20 protein-coding genes are annotated in these 18,815 nt (G+C 61.0%); 12 read left to right on the top strand and 8 right to left on the bottom strand.

The genetic code is table 11. The annotated features are described in order from the left end of the window. The 7 genes from HF682_RS16450 to msrQ form a co-directional block, all read left to right on the top strand. The coding region (locus HF682_RS16450; protein ID WP_168878417.1) for a hypothetical protein at nucleotides 1–208 on the top strand (208 nt) is incomplete at its 5' end. A 163-nt stretch (nucleotides 209–371) separates the two neighbouring features. After that, entirely contained in the window at nucleotides 372–1,646 is a 1,275-nt protein-coding gene (purD, locus tag HF682_RS16445; RefSeq protein ID WP_168878416.1) for a phosphoribosylamine--glycine ligase, read from the top strand. Nucleotides 1,647–1,648: 2 nt separating this feature from the next. Then, on the top strand, nucleotides 1,649–2,200 hold the full coding sequence (gene tsaC, locus HF682_RS16440; protein ID WP_373282895.1) for an L-threonylcarbamoyladenylate synthase type 1 TsaC: 552 nt from the start codon (nucleotides 1,649–1,651) through the stop codon (nucleotides 2,198–2,200). Nucleotides 2,201–2,291: 91 nt separating this feature from the next. Beyond that, on the top strand, nucleotides 2,292–3,545 hold the full coding sequence (gene hemA / locus HF682_RS16435; RefSeq protein WP_168878415.1) for a glutamyl-tRNA reductase: 1,254 nt from the start codon (nucleotides 2,292–2,294) through the stop codon (nucleotides 3,543–3,545). Nucleotides 3,546–3,599: 54 nt separating this feature from the next. Next, nucleotides 3,600–4,679 (top strand): peptide chain release factor 1, encoded by a 1,080-nt coding sequence (gene prfA / locus HF682_RS16430; RefSeq protein ID WP_168878414.1) that lies wholly within the window; start codon nucleotides 3,600–3,602, stop codon nucleotides 4,677–4,679. Nucleotides 4,680–4,736: 57 nt separating this feature from the next. Continuing rightward, complete coding sequence (gene msrP / locus HF682_RS16425; protein WP_168878413.1) at nucleotides 4,737–5,669, top strand: protein-methionine-sulfoxide reductase catalytic subunit MsrP; 933 nt, start codon at nucleotides 4,737–4,739, stop codon at nucleotides 5,667–5,669. Between the two features lie 10 nt (nucleotides 5,670–5,679). Continuing rightward, nucleotides 5,680–6,330, top strand: a complete 651-nt coding sequence (gene msrQ / locus HF682_RS16420; protein ID WP_168878412.1) for a protein-methionine-sulfoxide reductase heme-binding subunit MsrQ — start codon at nucleotides 5,680–5,682, stop codon at nucleotides 6,328–6,330. On the opposite strand, the gene HF682_RS16415 is transcribed toward msrQ, so the two are convergent. Next, the gene (locus tag HF682_RS16415; RefSeq protein ID WP_168878411.1) at nucleotides 6,309–7,409 is read right to left on the bottom strand and encodes a VanZ family protein; all 1,101 of its coding nucleotides are present in this window, start codon (nucleotides 7,407–7,409) and stop codon (nucleotides 6,309–6,311) included. The two genes, msrQ and HF682_RS16415, sit on opposite strands and share 22 nt — an antisense overlap. A 143-nt stretch (nucleotides 7,410–7,552) precedes the next feature. Between HF682_RS16415 and HF682_RS16410 the strand changes: the two genes are divergently transcribed. After that, nucleotides 7,553–8,446: a response regulator gene (locus HF682_RS16410; RefSeq protein ID WP_168878410.1), complete on the top strand. Its 894-nt coding sequence runs from the start codon at nucleotides 7,553–7,555 to the stop codon at nucleotides 8,444–8,446. 9 nt (nucleotides 8,447–8,455) lie between these two features. On the opposite strand, the gene HF682_RS16405 is transcribed toward HF682_RS16410, so the two are convergent. The 6 genes from HF682_RS16405 to HF682_RS16380 all read right to left on the bottom strand — a co-directional run bounded on the left by HF682_RS16405 (nucleotide 8,456) and on the right by HF682_RS16380 (nucleotide 12,977). Then, on the bottom strand, nucleotides 8,456–9,319 hold the full coding sequence (locus HF682_RS16405) for an amino acid ABC transporter substrate-binding protein (protein WP_168878409.1): 864 nt from the start codon (nucleotides 9,317–9,319) through the stop codon (nucleotides 8,456–8,458). Nucleotides 9,320–9,415: 96 nt separating this feature from the next. Next, complete coding sequence (gene ubiB / locus HF682_RS16400; RefSeq protein WP_168878408.1) at nucleotides 9,416–10,933, bottom strand: ubiquinone biosynthesis regulatory protein kinase UbiB; 1,518 nt, start codon at nucleotides 10,931–10,933, stop codon at nucleotides 9,416–9,418. Next, complete coding sequence (locus HF682_RS16395; RefSeq protein ID WP_168878407.1) at nucleotides 10,933–11,529, bottom strand: ubiquinone biosynthesis accessory factor UbiJ; 597 nt, start codon at nucleotides 11,527–11,529, stop codon at nucleotides 10,933–10,935. Before HF682_RS16395 ends, ubiB begins: the two co-directional genes overlap by 1 nt. Continuing rightward, nucleotides 11,526–11,855 (bottom strand): DMT family transporter, encoded by a 330-nt coding sequence (locus HF682_RS16390; protein ID WP_168878406.1) that lies wholly within the window; start codon nucleotides 11,853–11,855, stop codon nucleotides 11,526–11,528. Before HF682_RS16390 ends, HF682_RS16395 begins: the two co-directional genes overlap by 4 nt. A 2-nt stretch (nucleotides 11,856–11,857) precedes the next feature. Continuing rightward, on the bottom strand, nucleotides 11,858–12,589 hold the full coding sequence (gene ubiE, locus HF682_RS16385; protein WP_168878405.1) for a bifunctional demethylmenaquinone methyltransferase/2-methoxy-6-polyprenyl-1,4-benzoquinol methylase UbiE: 732 nt from the start codon (nucleotides 12,587–12,589) through the stop codon (nucleotides 11,858–11,860). A 22-nt stretch (nucleotides 12,590–12,611) separates the two neighbouring features. Further along, nucleotides 12,612–12,977 carry a gamma-butyrobetaine hydroxylase family protein gene (locus HF682_RS16380; RefSeq protein WP_168878404.1) on the bottom strand — a complete coding sequence of 122 codons (366 nt, stop codon included), beginning with the start codon at nucleotides 12,975–12,977 and terminating at the stop codon, nucleotides 12,612–12,614. Between the two features lie 155 nt (nucleotides 12,978–13,132). On the opposite strand from HF682_RS16380, the gene phoB reads away from it, so the two are divergent. From phoB to HF682_RS16365, 3 genes are all read left to right on the top strand, one after another. Beyond that, nucleotides 13,133–13,825, top strand: coding sequence for a phosphate regulon transcriptional regulator PhoB (gene phoB, locus HF682_RS16375; RefSeq protein WP_168878403.1), 693 nt, complete (start codon nucleotides 13,133–13,135; stop codon nucleotides 13,823–13,825). Between the two features lie 60 nt (nucleotides 13,826–13,885). Beyond that, nucleotides 13,886–15,244 carry a phosphate regulon sensor histidine kinase PhoR gene (gene phoR, locus HF682_RS16370; RefSeq protein WP_168878402.1) on the top strand — a complete coding sequence of 453 codons (1,359 nt, stop codon included), beginning with the start codon at nucleotides 13,886–13,888 and terminating at the stop codon, nucleotides 15,242–15,244. Between the two features lie 113 nt (nucleotides 15,245–15,357). Then, on the top strand, nucleotides 15,358–17,301 hold the full coding sequence (locus HF682_RS16365) for a sensor histidine kinase (RefSeq protein WP_168878401.1): 1,944 nt from the start codon (nucleotides 15,358–15,360) through the stop codon (nucleotides 17,299–17,301). Here the strand turns inward: HF682_RS16365 and gloA are convergent. Next, entirely contained in the window at nucleotides 17,282–17,668 is a 387-nt protein-coding gene (gene gloA / locus HF682_RS16360; RefSeq protein WP_168878400.1) for a lactoylglutathione lyase, read from the bottom strand. The genes HF682_RS16365 and gloA overlap by 20 nt on opposite strands. 106 nt (nucleotides 17,669–17,774) lie before the next feature. Between gloA and HF682_RS16355 the strand changes: the two genes are divergently transcribed. After that, nucleotides 17,775–18,815 carry an aminopeptidase gene (locus HF682_RS16355; protein WP_168878399.1) on the top strand — a complete coding sequence of 347 codons (1,041 nt, stop codon included), beginning with the start codon at nucleotides 17,775–17,777 and terminating at the stop codon, nucleotides 18,813–18,815.

The following is an 18,815-nucleotide window of genomic DNA, read 5'->3' as shown; positions in this document are numbered from 1 at the left end:
CACACTTATCGGCTGTTTATTTGTTAAAGAGCAGTTGCAACCAACTTCAGACTTCGCTAAACTCAGCAGCTTTTCGCTTCGTTTCGTCGTCTGCGTCAGCAGCAGAGATGCGAACTATACGCACACCGGCCAAGGTCGTCAACAGCTTTCTGCAGGTAATTTTCCAGTTTCTCGCCTGATGGCTTTCAAGCTCATGTTTCAGCAATGAATTTTTGGTGAAATTTTTTTCGCCTGCGAAGCATTTGGCACAATCTCTCCCATTTTCAGCCACTGAGCAGCGGCATACCAGCTTGCATGGACACCGATCAGGGCTTTTTATATAGTGCGACAAGTCGCTTTCTATATATATGTAACGGGCAAGGTGTCGGGTCATGAAAGTTCTGGTTATTGGTTCGGGTGGTCGTGAGCATGCGCTGGCATGGAAGCTGGCACAGTCACCCCGGGTGTCCAAGGTCTTTGTTGCGCCGGGCAATGCCGGTACGGCGCTCGACAAGCATTTGACCAATGTGCCGCTCAGCGGTCATGACGCCCTGATGGCATTTGTACAGCAGGAGGGGGTGGACCTGACGGTGGTGGGCCCGGAGGCACCCCTGTCAGAAGGGGTGGTCGATGCTTTCCGTGCAGCAGGGCTGCCCATCTTTGGCCCGACTCGCATGGCCGCGCAGCTGGAATGGTCGAAAGATTTTGCCAAAGCCTTCATGCAGCGTAACAACATCCCCACTGCACGCTACCGTACCTTTAGTGATGCCGCTGAGGCCCACGCCTATGTGGTTGAGCAAGGCGCGCCTATCGTAATCAAGGCAGATGGTCTGGCGGCGGGTAAAGGGGTGGTGGTGGCGATGTCGCTGGACGAAGCCCACGGTGCCATCGACATGATGCTGTTGGATAACCGCATGGGCCAGGCCGGTGCTCGGGTGGTCATTGAGGAATTCATGCAGGGCGAGGAGGCCAGCTTTATTGTAATGGCCGATGGCCAGCATGTGCTGCCGCTGGCCACCAGCCAGGACCATAAGCGCCTGCTGGATGGTGATCTGGGGCCCAATACGGGCGGCATGGGTGCGTATTCCCCCGCGCCGGTGGTGACTCCGGAGGTGCATGCACGTGCCATGCGCGAGGTGATTCTGCCGACCATCGCTGCGATGTCGCGCGAAGGTATGCCGTTTACGGGCTTCCTCTACGCCGGGCTGATGATTGATGAGCAGGGTGCGCCACGGGTGGTGGAATTCAACTGCCGCATGGGGGACCCGGAAACCCAGCCGATCATGGTGCGCTTGAAGTCTGACCTGCTGACCCTGCTGGAGCACGGTGTAGCCGGGACGCTGGATCAGGTGGAAGCCGAGTGGGACCGTCGGGTCGCGGTGGGGGTAGTGATGGCGGCCAAGGGCTATCCCGATCATCCGGAAAAAGGCGCGGCCATTTCCGGCCTGCCTGCCGCGCAGGACGATGTACAGGTATTCCATGCCGGGACCACCCTGGAGAGTGACGGTGCAGTCCGGGTCAGCGGTGGTCGCGTCTTGTGCGTGACGGCGATTGGTGACAACGTCAAGCAGGCTCAGGCACGTGCCTATGACGTGGCAAATGGCATCCAGTTTGATGGCATGCAAATGCGGCGCGACATTGGCCACCGGGCGCTGCAGCGTCGTTAATCATGCGGATGCGTCGTCTGGGCCGTGCTTCGCGCGGCCACATCCAGCGTGGGGGGGTAATTGCCTACCCCACCGAGTCTTGTTTTGGCCTGGGGTGTGACCCCTTGCACCCGCAGGGCTTGCAAGCCATCTTACGGCTCAAAGGTCGCCCGCAGCGCAAGGGGATGATTGTGGTGGCGGCCTCGCTGGATCAGGTGCGGCCGCTGCTGCGCCCGCTCAGTCAGGCCGACGAGGCCAGACTGATGCAATACTGGCCTGGCCCGTATACCTTTCTGTTGCCAGCAGCCCGTCGGGTGCTGCCCATGCTGCGCGGCAAACACCCAACCCTGGCGGTACGTGTGACCGCCCATCCGGCCACAGTGGCCTTGTGCCGGAGCCTCGGTCCACTGGTCTCGACCAGCGCCAACCGTAGCGGCAAACCGTCGATTCGCGATGCCCGCAACTGCCGTCGCCAGTTTGGTACCGGCGTCCAGGTGATTCCAGGCCGGGTGGGGCGCGCCCGCAAGCCCTCTACCATTATTGATTTTGCCAGTGGGCGCATCTTGCGGGGCTAGTAATCCCTTGATCCGGATCAGTTCCGTCGCAGGCGGCGAATGAATCGGCTAGAATGCCGGTACTCGGTCGACAAGTCATTGTTTTTCATTCATGCAGTTATTCACGCTGGGCATCAATCACCACACCGCGCCATTGGCGTTGCGTGAGCAAGTGGCATTCCAGCCGGAACGGCTGACGCATGCCCTGCATGATCTGGTCGACGGCCAGCGTGCGCATGAAGCCGCCATCCTGTCTACCTGTAATCGGACCGAGATCTACTACGCCACCGAGCGACCGGAACAGGCGCTGGACTGGCTGGCCCAGCATCACCAGCTGCCGCGCACCCAACTGGAACCCTTTGCCTATCAGCTCAATAGCGAGCAGGCGGTCAAGCATGCCTTCCGGGTCGCCAGCGGGCTGGACTCCATGGTGCTGGGGGAAACCCAGATCCTGGGTCAACTGAAGGATGCCGTCCGCCAGGCTGAGGCGGCAGGCACCCTAGGCTTGCTGCTGAATCGTCTGTTTCAGCATACCTTCTCAGTGGCCAAGTCGGTACGCAGTGAAACGGCCATTGGCAGCAGCTCCATTTCGATGGCGGCGGCAGCCGTCCGCTTGGCCGAGCGTATTTTCCCTCGCGTGGGCGACCAGCATGTGCTGTTCATCGGCGCGGGCGAGATGATCGAGCTGTGCGCGGCGCACTTTGCCGCCCAACAGCCGAAAAGCCTGCTAATCGCCAACCGCACGCTGGAGCGCGGTGAGGTCCTGGCCAGCCGCTTTGGCGGTCAGGCCATCACCTTGCAGCAGCTGCCGGATGCCCTGCCCCGCTTTGACATTGTGGTGTCCTGTACGGCAAGCCCCTTGCCCATCATCGGCAAGGGCTTGATGGAACGGGTGATTCGCCAGCGCAAACACCGCCCGGTGTTCATGGTGGACCTGGCGGTGCCGCGTGACATCGAGCCAGAAATCGCGCGGATGGACGATGTATTCCTCTACACGGTGGATGATCTGGCCAGCATCGTGCGCGATGGCATGGATGCACGACAGACTGCTGTGGTGGAAGCAGAGGCCATCATCGAGCAGCAGGTCGTCGAATTCATGCAGTGGCTGGGCAAGCGGGAAGTGGTGCCCACCATACGTGCGCTGCGCGATCATGTTGAACGCTTGCGCCGCCATGAGATGGAACGCGCGCAAAAGCGGCTGGCACAAGGCGAAGACCCACAACAGGTGCTGGAGCAATTCGCCCACAGCCTGACCAACAAATGGTTGCATGAGCCCACCCAGGCGCTGCAACAAGCCGATAGAGATGAGCGCAGCCAGCTGATTCGCCTGCTTGGTCGGCTCTACCATTTCACGGATCACCTCTAGCGGCAGCAGCCCTACCCCGCGCATGCCCCCTTGATCCGTTTGACAGGAATACCCATGAAAGCCTCGATTGCCCAGAAGCTGGCCCAACTGGCCGACCGTCTGGAAGAAGTCAACCATTTGCTGGCCTCACCCGAGGCGACCGCCAAGATGGAGCAGTTCACCCGCCTCTCCCGCGAGCATGCCGAGCTGTCGCCGGTAGTCGAACTGTTTCAGCGCTTCCGCCAGCAGGAACAAGACATGCAGGATGCCGAAAACCTGCTGTCCGACCCGGAGATGGCCGAGTTTGCCGCCGAGGAATTGCGTGAGGGCAAGCTGGTCTTGCAAGCCCTGGAGCAGGACTTGCAACGTGCCTTGCTGCCCAAGGACCCCAATGACGAGCGCAATGTGTTTCTGGAAATCCGCGCCGGTACCGGTGGGGATGAGTCGGCGCTGTTTGCCGCCGACCTGTTTCGCATGTACAGCCGCTTTGCCGAGCGGCAGCGCTGGCAGGTGGAAATCGTCTCCGCCAGCGAGTCCGACCTCGGCGGCTACAAGGAAATCATTGCCCGGGTAATCGGCTTCGGTGCTTACTCGCAGCTCAAGTTCGAATCCGGCGGGCACCGGGTACAGCGGGTACCCGCCACCGAAACGCAGGGCCGTATCCACACCTCAGCCTGCACGGTAGCCATCATGGCCGAAGCGGATGAGCTGGCCGAGGTCAACCTGAATCCGGCAGATCTGCGTATCGACACCTTCCGCGCCAGCGGGGCCGGTGGTCAGCACATCAACAAAACCGACTCTGCGGTACGGGTCACCCACCTGCCAACCGGCATCGTGGTGGAGTGCCAGGACGATCGCTCGCAACACAAGAACAAGGCGCGCGCGCTGGCCGTATTGGCTGCCCGCATCCAGGACCGGGAAGTACAGGCCAGACAAGCTGCCGAGGCAGCCACCCGCAAATCGCTGATCGGCTCCGGCGACCGTTCCGAGCGCATTCGTACCTATAACTTCCCGCAGGGACGCGTCACCGACCATCGCATCAACCTGACACTGTACAAGATTGATGCCATCATGGACGGAGACTTGGGGGAACTTACCCAGGCGCTGATTACCGAACATCAGACTGAACTGCTGGCCGAGCTGGGCAATGACTGATCGCCTGTAAGAATGCAGTCTCCCCGGCGACCAAGCGGTATTGCCGAGGAGATCATCATGCTGATACGCCACCCTGCCGATATTGCCCCGTCGGAAATCACCGACCGCACCCTGTTCGAGCAACGCCGACAGTGGCTGAAAACGGCATCAGGCCTCCTGCTGGCCGGTAGTGGCCTGCTGCCTTCCATCGCCGAAGCCGCCTTGCCCAAGGCCAGCAAAAGCCCGCTCTCGACCAATGAGCCGGTCAATGCCCTGCAGGAAATCACCGGCTACAACAATTTCTACGAATTTGGCACCGGCAAGGATGAGCCCGCACAGAACGCACGCAGCCTGAAAGTCCGACCGTGGACGGTACAGGTCAGCGGCGAGGTCAAACAAGCCAAGACCTTTGATATCGACAGCCTGATCAAGCAGTTCCCGCTGGAGGAGCGTATTTACCGGCTACGCTGCGTAGAAGGCTGGTCGATGGTGATTCCCTGGGTGGGGTTTCCGCTGGCCAGTTTGCTTAAAGCGGTAGAGCCTACCGGCAAAGCCAAATTTGTGGCGTTTGAAACCCTGAATCGGCCCAGCGAGATGATCGGTCAGCAGTCTGGCGTGCTGGACTGGCCCTATGTGGAAGGCCTGCGGCTGGACGAGGCCATGCACCCGCTCACCCTGCTGGCGGTAGGCCTCTACGGCGACGTGCTGCCCAACCAGAACGGGGCCCCGATTCGGTTGGTGGTGCCGTGGAAATACGGCTTCAAGAGCATCAAGTCTATCGTCCGCATTCGGCTGGTGGAGGCCTTGCCACCCACCACCTGGAACAAGACCAACCCGCGCGAGTACGGCTTCTACTCCAATGTGAATCCGGAGGTGGATCACCCGCGCTGGAGCCAGAAGACCGAGCGCCGTATCGGCGAATTCAGCCGCCGCAAGACCTTGCCTTTCAACGGCTATGCCGAGCAGGTGGCCAGCCTGTACAGCGGCATGGACCTACGCCGCTACTACTGAGGGACAGCCGATGTTGAGCTACTGGCGCAAGCTGCACTGGACGGTGCGTCTGAAATGTCTGCTGTGGCCGCTCTTGCTGCTGCCACTGGCACGTCTGGCGGTCGCTGCCTGGCACGATATTCACCATGGCAGCCTGTGGTTGAGCGCCAATCCGATTGAGTTCATCCTCCGCTCCACCGGCACCTGGGCGCTGACCTTCCTGCTGTGTACGCTGGCGGTTACCCCGTTGCGGCAGCTGCTGCAGCGCCCCGAGCTGCTGCGCATCCGTCGCCTGCTGGGCCTGTTTGCCTTCTTCTACGCCTGCCTGCACCTGGGTACCTATCTGTGGCTGGATCAGGGTTGGGACTGGATGGGCATGCTGAAAGACGTATGGAAGCGCCCCTTCATCACGGTTGGCATGACCGCCTGGTTGCTGCTACTGCCGCTGGCGGCCACCTCCACGCGCTGGGCGATGCGCAAGCTGGGCCGCCGCTGGCAAAGCCTGCACCGGCTGGCCTATCTGGCCCCGGCATTGGGCGTGCTGCACTATTGGTGGCTGGTGAAGGCGGACTACCGCACACCCCTTTTGTTCGGCCTCAGCCTGCTGTTGCTGCTCGGCTGGCGAGTATGGCGCAAACAGCAAGCGAGTGCGGCACCGGCTCAGGTCGCCCGCCAGCGTTGATACAGATAAGCCGAGAAGTACACCAGTCCGGCCAGTGGCCACAGGTCGGCCGCCAGATCCGCCACCGCATTGAAATTCTGCAAATGCCCCATCGACCAGCGGAACAATTGCAGCATGGCGACGGGATTGGCGGTTAGCGGCCAGTAGTAGCTGACCACTTCACTCCCCAGCAGCAAGAGGATGGCCAGCATGGCCTGGTAGCGCCGTGGCAAGCGGAAAATGCTGGCCAAGACCAGCCAGCCCAGCACTTGCCCCACCACCACCGTGACATTGAGCCAACTGAAGAAGGCAGCAGGCTTGAGCAGCATCCCGGCCATCACCCCTTTCACCAGCAAGGCGCCCGTGGCCATGATCAGCATGGCACGCAAGGTATGCTGCGGCCGCTGCAGCAAGGTCGCCAGAAAGATGCCCACGCTGGTGAAGTGCAGTGCCGCCCCCCCGCCCTCCAGCAGGCGCAGGAACAAGGCCGGATCCGTGATAGGCGATTCAAACGGCTGTGGCAAGCCCGTGGGCAGCAGCACAATGCCAAATAACGGCGTCGCCGGGTTGGTCTGACCGATCAGCCAGAGCAGCAGCAACACTACGCCAAAATCCGCCAGTGGGCCATCGCGGAAAACCTGATGCCGCCAGCGGAACAGAGCCGCGGCAAACGGTAGCTTGCGGCCCCACACCGGCAACAGCGCCCCGAGCGCGCCGCCCAGCGTATTCGCCAGCAAGTCAACGTTGGAGGCATTGCGATTGGGCAGGTATTGCTGCAACAGTTCGATCAGCAGGCTGAGTGCGGCACTGAGCAACACCGTTCGCAACCAGGCATGCCAACCCAGTCGGCGACGGCGACCATCCAGCCACAGCGCGGCCCCCAACGGCATGAACGCAACGATGTTGAGGCCAAAATCAAAGCGGGAAAAGTAATAGGGCCAGTCATAGCCTAAAAACGCGCCGAACGGCACCCCCGTGTCCTGCCAGCCCTGCAAAGGGAACAACCCGGCGGTCAGCAGCAGCAATGACAGCCAGAACGCCACAAACCGCGGGATGCGGCTCTCGGCAGGATGGCGGGACAGGTAAGACACCGAAAACATGGGGGACAGCACGCTCCGTAACGCAGTGGCTCACGCTGCCTACTGTCCTTTCAGGATAGGGGGAAGCGTTTGCAAAACAATACGGTACGTCTACACTGAGGATCACAGGTCCATTCGTTGGCGCAAGTCGCCAGGAGCACCCGATGCACAGACCCATACTGCTGGTCGTTGACGACGAACCGTTCAATCTCGAGATCATATGCGAATATCTGGAAGAGATCGACTGTGAGATTGATACGGCGGTTGATGGTGAACAAGCCTGGGCCAAGTTGCAGTCCGCGCCCGGACGTTATGACCTGGTGGTGCTGGACCGGATGATGCCTCGCATGGATGGTATGCAGGTCTTGGCCAACATCAAAGGGGATCCGCTGCTGAAAGCCTTACCGGTGATCATGCAGACAGCGGCGGCGGCCAAGGAGCAGGTGCTGGATGGCCTGCGGTTAGGTGCCTACTACTACCTGACCAAGCCGTTCGAGAGCGATGTCCTGCTCACGGTGATCCGCACCGCCTTGAACGACCGGATGTCGCAACTGGCTGTCATTCAGCAGATGGAAGAGCAAAAGGCCATGCTCGACCTGCTGTGCGAGGGCACCTTCCAGCTGCGCACCTTGGCCGAGGCGCGCCGTCTGGCGGCCTCACTGGCCAATATCTGCCCCAACTCGTCCATTGTGGCACTGGGGCTGGCCGAGCTGCTGGTTAATGCCATTGAACATGGCAATCTGGGCATTGGCTATGAAGAAAAATCCACACTGATGTCCACGGGCAACTGGGCGCGTGAAGTCGAGCAGCGGCTTGAGCATCCGGATTATCACCATAAAGTGGTCTCCGTGCGCTTCCATCGCATGCCGGACCAAATTCAGCTGCATATCACCGACCAGGGCGAAGGCTTTGAGTGGCAGCGCTTTACCGAGCTGGACCCCACACGCGCCTTTGATTCCCATGGGCGCGGCATTGCGCTGGCCCGGCAGCTGTCATTTCAAAAGCTGGAGTATCTCGGCAAGGGTAACGAGGTGGTCGCTACCCTGCTGCTGAGCTAGGTTCCCGGCTTACGGAAAAGCCGGATGGTTGTTTGGGGTGTTGAAGTCTTCGCGCAGGATGTGGTTCAGCGGGGTCTTGCGTTTGGCATTCATGAACCAGCGGTTATAGATGCCAGTCGCCTCACCACCAATCATGATGTCGGACAGAGTACGGTTCAACGCCTTGAGCAAGTCCGGGTCGCTCTTGCGCAGCAGCAGGCCATAGGGCTGCACCGACAGGTATTCATGGGCAAAGGCATAGGCATCCGGGCCTGCCTTGCTGTGGGCAGCATGATCCAGCAACTGCGTGTCGTCATAGGCCAGACCATCCACCTTGCCTTGTTCCAGCAAAGTCCATAGCTCGTCAGCAGTCTTGCCCGGCACAAACACATAGTTATAATGTTTTTCATTGGACAACTGGGTAATCAGCTTGGTCGCGGTGGTTCCTGGCATCACGCCCAGCCGCAGGCCCTTGTAGGCGGCCAGGCTGGTCAGCTTACGGTCTTTACGCCCCATGACGCGAGTGCCGGTCACAAAGATGGTGTGCGAGAAGGCATACTTCTGCTGCCGTTCTGCCGTGTTGGTAGTACCCCCACACAGGATGTCGTACTGGCCACCATCCAGCAGTGAAAAGCGGGTCTTGGAATCCAGCGGCACCCACTTGATGCGGATCTCCCCGCCTGCCTTCTTGCTCAGGTCTTGCAGGAATCGCTTGCACAGTTCCACCGCATAACCGGTGGGCTGCCCGGCCTCGACAAAAGAGAAAGGCTCATCATCGGTCCAGTGCCCCAAGCGAATTTCCTTGGTTTGCATAATCCGGTCCAGCGTCGGATCTGCCAAGGACAATACAGGGGTCGCCGCCAGAGCGAGGGCCAGCAGTTTAAGCGAGTTCATGATGAATGCATCCGGGAAAAAGGGCTTCTTTTACCCTAGGCGCCACCTGCCTGACAAGCAAAATGACGACGACAAACGGTCAGAATACGACCCGTCTCAGCGGCCCAGCCAAAAAAGCAGCACCATGACACACAACAGTAAAGCCACCACCAGCAGCAACCAGCTCTGCCGGCGTTGTTCGCGAGCCAGATGCATATAAGCCTGCACCAGGGTCTGGCTATGATCTTTCGATAGCAGTTGATCCAGCTTGCGCGGCCAGGCCGGTACGCTGGCCGCCCAGTGTGGAGCCTCCTGCTTCAGGGTGCGCCACAGCCCCCGCCAGCCAATCTGCTCGTTCATCCAGCGCTGCAGGAAGGGCTTGGCGGTCTGCCACAGGTCCAGTTGCGGATCGAGCTGGCGCCCCAGTCCTTCAATGTTGAGCAAGGTCTTTTGCAGCAACACCAGCTGTGGCTGCACTTCTACATTGAAGCGGCGGGAGGCTTCAAACAGCCGCAACAGCACCTGGCCGAAACTGATTTCAGCCAGCGGCTTGTCAAAGATCGGCTCAAACACGGCGCGCAACTCTTTTTCCAGCTCATCAGGCCGAACATCGGCGGGTACCCAGCCAGACTCGATATGGGTGGTGGCAATACGGCGGTAATCGCGGTTGAAGAAAGCGAGGAAATTGACTGCCAGAAAGTGCTTGTCGACATCCGACAAGGTGCCGATGATGCCAAAATCCAGCGCAATGTAACGCCCATCCGCCGCCACCAGGATATTGCCGGGGTGCATGTCGGCGTGGAAGAAACCATCACGAAACACCTGGGTGAAAAAAATCTCCACCCCGTAACGCCCCAGCGTGGGCAGGTCGATGCCTGCCGCCTGCAGTTGCTCAATCTGGCTGATCGGCGTGCCATCCATCCACTGCATCACCATCACATCGCGACTGCAATAATCCCAGTAGATCTCCGGCACCAGCAGCATGCTGGACCCGGTGAAATTGCGCCGCAACTGGCTACCGTTGCCCGCCTCTTTCATCAAGTCCAGCTCGTCATGCAGGTACTTGTCGAACTCGGCGACCACTTCGCGCGGGCGCAAGCGCTTGCCGTCCGCCGACAGACGCTCGACCAGCCCTGCCAGCGTTCGCATCAAGGCGAGGTCAGATTCAATGACCGGGGCAATGCCCGGCCGCAATACCTTGACCGCCACCGGACGGCCGTCCGGCAACACGGCATAGTGCACTTGTGCCACCGAGGCACTGGCCACCGGCGCCAGGTCAAAGCGGGTAAACAGCTGGTTCACCGAGCGACCGAGGCTGGCCTCCAGAATGTCACGCGCCGCCTCGCCAGGGAACGGCGGGACTTTATCCTGCAGCCGGGCCAGCTGATCGGCAATATCGGGGGGTAACAAGTCACGCCGGGTGGACAGTACCTGGCCAAACTTGACGAAAATCGGCCCCAGCGACTCCAGCGCCAGCCGCAGCCGCTCGCCACGTGGGGCATCCAGTCGCCGCCAGAACAGCAGTCCGCCCACCAGCCGCCGCGCCCAGCGCGTTCGACTGTGCCCCAGCAAAAACTCATCCAGTCCGTAGGCAAAAATGACCCAGACGATGCGGCACAGACGGAACAACCGCATCAGGCACTGTCTCCAGTGGCACTCCGTTGCGCCTCCAGCAAGCTCAGCCGAGCCTCCAGCCGGGCGACATCGTCGCGCAGGGTGTCAATGTCATTCACAAAACGGGACACGGCCGTCGGGTCCGCCAACAAGCCCGCTTCATCCCGGGCGTATTCGGCCAATTGCTGCCCCAGCACGTGCCATTGCTCATGGTGTGTCGCCCAGTATTGCTGCCATTGCCGGGCAATTGGCGTCGCTGCCGCATCGCCCAGCAGGCGGGACAGGTCGGCGGATACGTCCCACTGCAGGGCTTGCAACACCTCACCCAAGGCAGCCGCCAGCGCCGGATCACCACTGATCTGCACCGCTCCACGCCGCTGGGCGGCGTCACCCAGCATCAGCGGCAAACTGGACAGCGGTATGCGGATGCTGGCATCCGGCTCGGCATCACCCGGCAAGGCGTGCAGATAGCCATCTGGCTGGATCAGCGCCACCACCTGCAAGGGCGACTCACCCAGCGCCACCTTGCGCCCGGCAAAGGGGCGCAGCTGTTCACACAGCCAATCCTGCTGCTGCAGCAAATGATTGAAGGCCGAGATTGCCAGATGCGCCATCATGCGTGCCCACCCCCGCTGAGGTTCAAGCCCACCACACCGGCCACGATCAGGGCAATCGATGCCAGCTTGAGCGGGGTCAGGCTTTCCTTGAACAGCCACCAGCCGATCACCGCCATCAAGGCAGTACCCGCTCCCGACCAGATGGCGTAAACCGTGCTGATCTCCAGTTTCTTGACCGTCAGGCCCAGCAACCAGAATGACACGCCATAACCGAGCACCACCATCACCGAGGGCAGCAGGCGGCTGAAGCCCGCCGAGGCCTTCAGCGATGCGGTTGCCACCAGTTCAGCCGCGATGGCGGCGGCCAGCAGGCCCCAGGCATTCATGATCAGACCTTGAATCCCTTGTGCAGGGCGACCACACCGCCGGTCAGGTTGAAATAGTCGGCACTGGCAAAGCCGGCATCCAGCATCATCTGCTTCAGGGTGTCCTGATCCGGATGCATGCGGATCGACTCGGCCAGGTACTGGTAGCTCTCGGCATCACCCGCCACCAGCTTGCCCATCATCGGCAGCAGCTTGAAGGAGTACACATCATAGGCCTTGGACAGCGGCGCCCACACCTTGGAAAATTCCAGCACCAGCAAGCGGCCGCCCGGTTTCAGCACCCGGCACATCTCGGCCAGAGCCTTGTCCTTGTGCGTCATGTTGCGCAGGCCAAACGCCACGCTGACACAGTCAAAGTAGGCATCCGGGAACGGCAGCTTCTCGGCGTCACACAGCAGGCTGGGCACCAACAAGCCGTCATCCAGCAGGCGATCACGCCCGACTTGCAGCATGGAGCTGTTGATGTCGGTATGCCACACTTCGCCGCTCCGCCCGGCCTTGCGAGCAAAGGCACGGGTCAGGTCACCCGTACCGGCGGCGATGTCCAGCACCTTGCTGCCGCTGCGCACGCCACTCTGGGCGATGGTGAACTGCTTCCACACCCGGTGCAGGCCTGCCGACATCAGGTCGTTCATCAGGTCATATTTCTGCGCCACCGAGTGGAATACCCCGGCCACCTTGCGTGCCTTGTCCTGCTCTTCAACCTGCTGATAACCAAAGTGGGTCTGTGTCATGTTTGCTTACTCCTTCACCGGCTCAGGCCGGGTCTCGCGAAGCGCCTGCCGCAGCCAGTCGCGCCAGATAATCCTGCCAGTTGGCCGCATGCTGCTGCCCCAGCTGGTACAGCCAATCCCATGAATACAGGCCGGTATCATGGCCATCGTCAAACACCAGCTTGACGGCGTAATGGCCGACGGGCCGGATGTCCACGATATTCACCAGCCGCTTGCCCACCTGCAGTACCGCCTGTGAGGGCGAATGGCCCCGTACTTCGGCACTGGGCGAAAACACCCGCAGGTACTCGCAATCGAGCATGAAATGCGCACCATCCGAGAAGCGCAGCTCCAGCTGTCGCGATTGTTGGTGCAGGATCAGATCGGTGGGATGCGGCATGTCCGCCATGGCGGCTCACTTCTTTCTAAAACAGTTGTCTATGATAGCGCAGCGTGACAGGTGCCGGATACTGCGGCAACGCAACACAAGCTGTCATTTTTCTGTAATATGAAATATCTATGCTGTCGCGCATCAACAAGCAGATCAGCAGGTGGGGGGAAGTCATGGCAGCGAACATTCTGGTAGTGGAAGATGAGCCCGCCATTCAGGAATTGATTGCCTTCAATCTGGAACAGGCTGGCCATCACGTATTGCGTGCCGACACCAGCGAACGTGCCCAGCATCTGGTGAAGAATGCCTTGCCGGACCTGATTCTGCTGGACTGGATGTTGCCTGGTCAGAGTGGCATCGACTTTGCCCGCCGCATGCGCTCGGATGACCGCACCCGCCCGATCCCCATCATCATGCTCACAGCCCGTTCCGACGAGCAAGACAAGATCATGGGGCTGGAATGCGGCGCGGACGACTACGTCACCAAGCCTTTCTCGCCGCGTGAGTTGTTGGCCCGCATCAAGGCCGTCCTGCGCCGCCGTGCACCCCAGATGACTGACGATGTGGTGGAAGTGCGCGGCCTGCGGCTGGACCCGCAAACCCATCGCGTCACCAGCCACGGCTCACCGATGGATCTGGGCCCGACCGAATTCCGCCTGCTGCACTTTTTCATGACCCACGCCGAGCGGGTACATTCCCGCACCCAGTTGCTCGACCAGGTATGGGGCGACCATGTGTTTGTAGAAGAACGTACCGTGGATGTACATATCCGGCGGCTGCGCTCCTCACTGGAGCCCAGCGGGCACGACAACCTGATTCAGACAGTACGCGGCGCAGGCTACCGCTTTTCTACCCAACCCGCCTGACCCCCGGTCAGCGATCCGGCGCGTTTCCCTCCCGCATGGAAACGCGCTACCCTTGCGCCCATGAGTGACCTCCCCTTTTTCTCAGCCAAGGCGCAACCTCGCGTCAAGCGCTACCCGCCCCTGATGAAGTTCACCAGTCGCCTGCTGGGTGCCCTGCTGCCAGCCGCAGCGCTGATCTGGCTGGTGGGTTTCTTCGGCAGCAGCCATAGCGCCTGGGTGCTGGCCGCCACCTTACTGGCCGTGGCGCTGGCGTACCAACTTTGGCAACTGTACCGGCTTAACGCCTGGCTGCTGGACCCCCACCCCGAATCGGTGCCGGACGGGGTGGGCAACTGGGGGGAAATCTTCAGCGCGCTGTACCGGCAGGAAAAGCGTCGCCGCAAGGACCAGCGCCGCCTGACCGCCACCCTGTCGCGCTTCACCCTGGCGGCAGAAGCCTTGCCGGATGGCGTGGTGGTGCTGAATGATAACGACCGCATCGAGTGGTGCAACCGGGTGGCCGAGCATCACCTTGGCCTCTCCCGCAAGCGCGATCTTGGCCTGACCATCAGCTACCTGATTCGTCAGCCCCACTTCGTTGAGTACGTCAACAACGAGCGTTATACCGAGTCGATCAGCCTGCACCCGGTGCACGCACCCGACACCCTGCTATCGATCCAGATTTTCCCGTTTGAGGCCACCCTCAAGCTGCTGGTCACCCGCGATGTCACCCAGCTGGAAAAAGTCAGCGTGGTACACCGGGACTTTGTCGCCAACGTCTCACACGAGCTGCGCACGCCGCTGACCGTGGTCGGTGGTTTTCTGGAGACGCTGCTGGATCTGGAACAGCCCAATCGCGACATCGAACACCGCTACATGCGGATGATGCAGGAGCAGACCCGCCGAATGCAGCGCCTGGTGGACGATTTGCTGACCTTGTCACGCCTGGAGAGTCACAGCGGCGAGCACCGCGAAGAGGATGTTAACCTGTCCCTGCTGCTGCAGATGCTGGCGCAGGAGGCCGAGGGCTTGTCCGGTGGTCGTCATGTGGTGGTGCTGGAAAATCATGGCCCAGCCTGGCTGCGTGGCAATCGGGATGAGCTGCACAGTGCGCTCGGCAACCTGGTCAGCAACGCCGTGCGCTATACCCCGGAAGGCGGGTGCATCACCTTGCGCTGGCAGAAGCAGGGAGACGGTGTTTGTTTCTCGGTCTGCGATACAGGTATCGGTATTGCCCCGGAACATCTGGACCGGCTGACCGAGCGCTTCTACCGCGTGGATCGCAGCCGCTCACGGGACACGGGCGGCACCGGTCTCGGCCTCGCCATTGTCAAACATGCCCTGCTGCGCCACCAGGCCCAGCTTGACATCCGGTCGATATCCGGCGAAGGCAGTACCTTCAGCGCCACGTTTCCGCCGGAGCGCATTGTCAACCGCTAAGCAGAACAGGCAGCACAATGGCTCGCCAGGCATTATGCTGCAAGCAGGCCCCTGAACGGAGGCAACATGCCCCGCTGCTTTGCCCTTTCCCCTAAAAATGCCTCACTCCAGCCATGAGTGTTCAGCGCTCACTGGTTCAAACCATTCTGCAGACCATACTGCTGCGCGTCGGCTTGCTGCTGCTGGCCGTACTATTGGCTGGGCATGCCTATGCTCGCTGGCTATTGCAGCAGGAAAAGTTGTATGACTTAGAGCAAATGCTGCATGGCGTCAGTCGAGAACTCAGCAGCTTTATGCGCGCCCACCCAGATAGCCTGACGCGGTTAGACAGCTTCCACCCTACGACCCTTCCCGGCACACAACTCTGGCTGTTTGATGCCCAAGGACATGCCCTGCTGAGTCCCATGGTTGCGCCACGTGGGCCGAATGGGCGCCTGCAGCTGACCCCGCAGCAGCTGGCGCTGCTGGACTGGCGCGCCAATCTGCCCGCACAAGGCAATCTGGTGCACGATACCCAGTTGATCAGAGTCGTGACTTTGGCCCAGCAGCGCTGGGCCTTGGTTGCCTTGCTGCCTCTCAGTGCCCTAAATACGCAACTATGGTTGATTACCCTGCCAGTTGCTTTTTTCGGTTTACTGAGTGTCTTGTTGGGCGTCTGGACTCTGCGCAGCACCCTGAAGCGGCAGCTGGTCCTGCCCTTGCAGCGGCTGGCTGCGGCGCATGCCGCCATTGGTCAAGGCAACTATCGGCCTGACATCCCGGAGAATCCGCTCTCCGAAGTCCATGCCCTGAGTCAGGCCACTCGCCTGATGGCTCAGGCGCTGGATGAGCGAGACCAGGCCTTGCAGGCCAGTACGGAGAGCCTGGTCCAGCAGATGATGCTGGCCGAAGCCCAGCAGGCACGCCTGCAAGGCATACTGGCCACCATGCCCGATCCGGCTTTCCTGATGACCGCCGAGGGCGTGTTTGTGGATATCCTCGGCAAGCCGCACCTGCATCGACCCAGCGCGCTGCTGGGCCGCAGCCTGCTGGATTTGCCCTTGCCACCGTGGGATGAGGTGGTCCGCAACGAACTGAAGCGCTGTCTGGCGGGCGAGGCCGTGACGTATGAACTGATGCTGGAAGGCCAGGAAGGTCCGGTCTGGCTGGAGGCGCATATGGCCCCCATGCAGCAGCCCGCGCCCTTGGGGGCGGCGATCATTGCCGTCGCCCGCAACATCACGGCCCGCAAGCTGGCCGAACAGGAGCTGGCGCGCCACCGCGACCATCTGCAGGAGCTGGTTGCCCAGCAAACCGAGCAGCTGTTGCAGGCCAAAAATGTGGCGGAAACCGCCAACCGGGTCAAGTCGGAGTTTCTCAGCAATATGTCGCACGAGCTGCGCACCCCGATGCACGCCATCCTCAGTTTCTCCCGACTTGGGCTAGAGCGGGGTGCGCAAGATGCAAGCAAGGCCCAACGCTACTTTCAGAACATCCAGGAAGCCAGCACCCGCTTGCTGGCCCTGATCAATGACTTGCTGGACCTCAGCAAGCTCGAAGCCGGCAAGATGTCCTACGATTTTCGCTTGCAGGCGCTGGCCCCGCTGGTGACCGATTGCCTGCGGGAAATCCAGGGCTTGCTGGAAGCCCGCCAAGTGCAGCTCATCCTTCCTGAGGCGTCGCTGCTGCAACACAAGGTATGGTGTGATGCCTTGCGATTCGGGCAGGTGTTGCGCAATCTGCTGGCCAATGCCCTCAAGTTCGTGCCGCAGTCAGGCACCATCACCCTCAGCGTGACCCCCTGGCTGGAACCCGGCTGGCTGGCGCTCGGTATCAGCAATAGCGGCAGCCCGATACGGGAGGATGAGCTGGAGCTGATTTTCGACAAATTCGTGCAGGGTCGGCAGCATCGTGCACCCTCCGGGGGTACCGGCTTGGGCCTGCCGATCTGCCGCGAAATCATGCAGGCCCACGGCGGGCGTGTCTGGGCGTCCAACCTGCCCGATGGGCAGGGGGTCTGCTTTACCGTCTTGCTGCGGCAGAACCCGGACGTTGTCGTTAGCCCTTCCGCTCAATGAACTCAATCTTGTAGCCATCCGGGTCCTCAACAAAGGCGATGACCGTCGTGCCATGCTTCATCGGCCCCGCCTCCCGCACCACCTTGCCCCCCTTGGCTCGCACCTGATCACAGGCCGCCGCCGCGTTCTCCACCTCCACGGCCAGATGACCAAAGGCATTGCCCAGCTCGTAGGCATCGGTGTCCCAGTTATGGGTCAACTCCAGCACGGTATGCTGAGCTTCCTCACCATAGCCGACAAAGGCGAGTGTAAAGCGCCCTTCCGGATAGTCCTGTCGGCGCAACAGGCGCATGCCCAGCACCTCGGTATAAAACTGCAAGGACCGTTCCAGTTGCCCGACCCGCAGCATGGTATGCAGCAAACGCATGATCTGTTCTCCAATGCTATTGAAGAACTACCCTAACACAGCCCTTCGCTTGTCGGGTAGTCGACCACTGCCTACAATCAGCCTACCTGACTGAGCCACCCTGTTCATGCGCCTCCTAATCCTGTGCCTGTCCCTGTTCTTGAGCGGTTGCCAGACGGTCGGCTATTACCTGCAGGCCGCACAAGGCCATGCCGATCTGCAGCATCGGGCGCGCCCGATCGAGGCAGTATTGGCCGACCCCGCCACACCCGCCCCCTTGCAGCAGCAATTGCGATCCGCTCAAGCCATTCGGCGTTATGCCAGCGTGCAAATCGGCCTGCCGGACAATGCCAGCTACACACGCTACAGTGCGCTGGACCGCCCCTATGTGCTGTGGAATGTGGTCACCACCCCGCCGCTCTCCCTGCTTCCGCAGCAGCACTGTTTCCTGTTCGCCGGTTGTGTCAGCTACCGGGGGTATTTTGATGCGGAGAGCGCCCGCCGGGTCGCACAGCAAGCCGCCGCCGAAGGGCAGGATGTGTTTCGCTACGGCGTTCCCGCCTATTCCACCCTGGGCTGGTTTGATGACCCCCTGCCCAGTACCATCATCCAGTATGACCGCCCGACGCTGGCACGGCTGATCTTCCATGAGCTGGCCCATCAGGTGGTCTATGTGGCGGACGACAGCACCTTCAATGAGGCCTTCGCCACCAGCGTGGAGCTGGAAGGACTGACTCGCTGGCTCGCCAGTGAAGCGACCGCTGACGAACGGGTGCAGTACCTGCTGGAGGACAGCCGCCATCAGGCGGTGCAGCAGTTGCTGGAAGACGGGCGGCAACAGTTGACTACCCTGTACCAGGGGCCTCTGAGCGATGCGGAGAAGTTGCAGCAAAAACAGCAGATCCAGCAACAGATGGCGGATCACTATCAAGCACTCCGCACACGCTGGCCTGATTACCGGGGCTATGCACAATGGTTTCAGCCTTACCCCAATAATGCCCAGCTGGCGACGCTGGCCACCTACCAGCGCTGGGTTCCGGCGTTCCGGCAGCTGTTCGCGCAAAACGGTAGCGATTTCTCCCGCTTCTACAGTGCGGTCAAAGCACTGGCGCAGTTGCCTGCGCCTCAGCGCCAGCAGCAGCTGTCTGCCTTGCTGCCCGCACCCTGA

The sequence above is a fragment of the Leeia aquatica genome (assembly GCF_012641365.1).
Lineage (GTDB): Bacteria > Pseudomonadota > Gammaproteobacteria > Burkholderiales > Leeiaceae > Leeia > Leeia aquatica.
The sequence above is the reverse complement of the archived record's forward strand: the minus strand, read 5'-3'. Positions and strand labels throughout refer to the sequence as shown.